The following is a 1,957-nucleotide window of genomic DNA, read 5'->3' as shown; positions in this document are numbered from 1 at the left end:
GAGCGCACGAGCCCCGAAGGGGATACCACTGCCTGATTTATCAGGTGGTGAGTAAATGCGCCCTTCGGGATGAGAAATTGCTGGTGTCAACTAGTGTCAGATTCTTTTGAAACGGTTTAACAATTCCTGTCTGATCTGCGACGGCTCCATTGTCTGGAATTCCGGGAAGATGCTCTCCAAAACGGCACCCTCCTGAATCAGCCTGCGTGTCCGGGCATTTCGCTCTTTCACACGGTTCCGTGCCTGTGCTTCCTCTGCTCTGTGTCTTGCCTGTAATAATTCTTTTCTGATTTCTGTTTGTGTTTTTTTATCTGTCATATTGGCCTCCTTTCTTCTATGACCGTTTCCGGTCAGATTTTTAAGCAAGTAGTTTTCGGGCTTCTGACATATTAGCTACAGCGTTCAGTTCCCGGATATTCTGGTTGTTGATCTTTAGTGGGACACAACGCTCCAGAATCCGGTCATAGATCCTGCTGTGTGCTAAATCTTCCGGATGTTTTAATTCTTCCAACGTCAGATTTGTTGTAATGATCATAGGTTTCATACTGCGGTAACGGCTGTCGATTACATGGAAGACCTGTTCTAAAGCAAATTCGGAATTTCGTTCCACACCCAAATCATCAATGATCAGCAGGCTGTACTGATTTAAACTATTGATAAATTCATTCCGATCCTGCGGATATATTCCGGTCAGAGAATTTAAGATTTTGGCGAAGTTCGTCATGAGTACGGGAACCCCTTTATCTAGCAGAGCGTTTGCAACACAGCCTGCAAAAAAGGATTTCCCAGTGCCGACATCACCCCAGAGCAGCAGCCCCATGGCCTTGGATTTTATTTCCTCCCAGTGAGTAACATAATTTTTTGCCTTTTCAATTTCCGGGTTGATACCGTTATCGTGAGCAAAAGTGAATTCTCTTAAAGCCGGGTCTTGCAGACCGCTGGATTTCAGCCGGGAGATGTGTTCTAGAAATTCCTGGTGTTTTCGTTTTGCTTCTTCTTTTTCATATTGTTCCTGCTGGCATTGGCAGCGGATGATCGGAAACATGATTTTTCCTAAAAATTCTATCTTTTTCTGCCGTGGGGTGTGGCACTTGGAACAGTAGATCAGACCGTCCGTTTCGCTGATATATTCATCTTCTAAAGGCTGCCGGGGAGAAAGGTTCGGCAGTAGGTTTTGTGGTTTTATCATAGGCTTTCATCCTCCTTACATTCATAATGGCGTTTTACTGAATCATTATTTTTCTTCTCTTTATTATTAGGGGACAGTTTTCTGACTGTCTGGCGGACAGAATTCTGTCTGTCAAAGGGACGGTTTTCTGACTGTCTAACAGACAGTTTTTCTTCTGTCTGTGTTGAAAAATCAGCCGGGACTTTTACATAAATCCGGTTGGGATTCCCGGTTCCCTGACGAGCACGACAGATAAGGTCTACTTGTTCCAAAGCACTCAGAGATGTTTTGATGGTTGTCTGGCTTTTGCGAAGTGTTGCTGCCATATCTTCAATGGTGAAATAGGAGAACACATGACCTTTTTTATCAATCCAGCCGTCATTTTTTTGTGATAATCTTGCCCGGTTTAAAAGCACCATATAGAGCAGTTTTGTGGTTTCGGAGAAATCACAGTCCAGAAGAAAACTGGGAAATGCCATATATGGCGGTAGAGTACTGTTTGCAGTAAGAAAGGTTGTCATGCACTCACCTCCCCTCAGATGACGAACACTTATCTATTGCAGTATTTTTCATCTGTAACAGGACTCCCTCTTTGTGTTTTCATAAAAATCCTCCTTTCCGATAATCTTTTGTGCGGATGTTTCGCACAGGATTAGTTTATTGAAAAGAAGGGGGAATGGCATTGAGCCGGGATTGAGTGAGAATTGAGTTACAATGAACTTTCAAATATAAACAGGAATAGTTACAACGAAAAAACGGGTGTATAATCAGGGAACAATTTGAAATATC

At 43.1% G+C, this 1,957-nt stretch carries 3 protein-coding genes; all 3 read right to left on the bottom strand.

Annotated features, from left to right (window positions below; genetic code table 11):
* Positions 1 to 96 precede the first annotated feature (96 nt).
* From RDS42_RS14495 to RDS42_RS14485, 3 genes are read right to left on the bottom strand one after another with little or no spacing between them, the layout of a single operon-like run.
* Positions 97 to 318: a hypothetical protein gene (locus tag RDS42_RS14495; RefSeq protein ID WP_008689723.1), complete on the bottom strand. Its 222-nt coding sequence runs from the start codon at positions 316 to 318 to the stop codon at positions 97 to 99.
* A 40-nt stretch (positions 319 to 358) separates the two neighbouring features.
* Positions 359 to 1,189: an ATP-binding protein gene (locus RDS42_RS14490; RefSeq protein WP_008689722.1), complete on the bottom strand. Its 831-nt coding sequence runs from the start codon at positions 1,187 to 1,189 to the stop codon at positions 359 to 361.
* Positions 1,186 to 1,689 (bottom strand): replication initiator protein A, encoded by a 504-nt coding sequence (locus RDS42_RS14485; protein WP_008689721.1) that lies wholly within the window; start codon positions 1,687 to 1,689, stop codon positions 1,186 to 1,188. Before RDS42_RS14485 ends, RDS42_RS14490 begins: the two co-directional genes overlap by 4 nt.
* Between the last annotated feature and the right edge of the window lie 268 nt (positions 1,690 to 1,957).

This window comes from uncultured Blautia sp., from assembly GCF_902497045.1.
GTDB lineage: Bacteria > Bacillota > Clostridia > Lachnospirales > Lachnospiraceae > Blautia_A.
Note: the sequence above shows the minus strand (reverse complement) of the source record. Positions and strands in the feature narration are given on the sequence as shown.

Coding starts and splice junctions, on each gene's coding strand:
- RDS42_RS14495 (WP_008689723.1), bottom strand. CDS start 318: ATGACAGATAAAAAAACACAAACAGAAATCAGAAAAGAATTATTACAG.
- RDS42_RS14490 (WP_008689722.1), bottom strand. CDS start 1,189: ATGATAAAACCACAAAACCTACTGCCGAACCTTTCTCCCCGGCAGCCT.
- RDS42_RS14485 (WP_008689721.1), bottom strand. CDS start 1,689: ATGACAACCTTTCTTACTGCAAACAGTACTCTACCGCCATATATGGCA.